The sequence below is a fragment of the Streptosporangium sp. G12 genome (assembly GCF_052983175.1).
The window spans coordinates 1-574 of record NZ_JBRIQO010000113.1 but is presented as its reverse complement, the minus strand read 5'-3'; the positions used below and the strand labels follow the sequence as shown (position 1 = coordinate 574).

1 protein-coding gene is annotated in these 574 nt (G+C 73.0%); it reads left to right on the top strand.

What is annotated here, in order from left to right:
* On the top strand, positions 1–574 hold a 574-nt coding region (locus ACVCAG_RS45835), incomplete at both ends, for a hypothetical protein (protein ID WP_440089958.1).

Genomic DNA, 574 nt, shown 5'->3' with positions numbered 1-574 from the left:
CGCCGTCGAGGTCTTCGCCTACATCGGCGCCCGTGCCGTGGGCGTGCCGCTGCTCGTGCTGGTGTGGCCGATCGGCACCTGTCTGCTCTTCCTGGCCGTCCCCCGGCTGCGCCGGCACTGGAGGGCCTCGCCCCGCCGGGAGCGGGCGCCGCTGTGGTGGTCGTGGTCCGTCGCGTCGATCTTCACATACCTGCTGCTCTGGAGCGCGGTCTCCTTCTTCGGGACCCACGCCCTCGTCTGGCCCGCGCTCGGGTCGTCCTCGGTCGACATGCCGTTCCATCTGGCCCTGGTCGGCGAGCTGAGGCACCACATGCCGCCCACGGTGCCGATGGTCGCCGGCGAGCCGCTCTTCTACCACTGGTTCGTCTACGCGCACCTGGCCGCGGTGAGCTGGGTGACCGGGGTGGAGCCGCTGGTCCTGCTGCTCCGCCTGGGCGCGCTGCCCATGCTGGCCGCCTTCGTCGTCCTGGTGGGGATGACCGGCCGGCGCGTGACGGGCTCGTGGGCGGGCGCCCTCCTGGCCGTCGGCGGTACGGTCTTCGTCGCGGCGCCGAGCCTCTACCTCGGCGCGAAC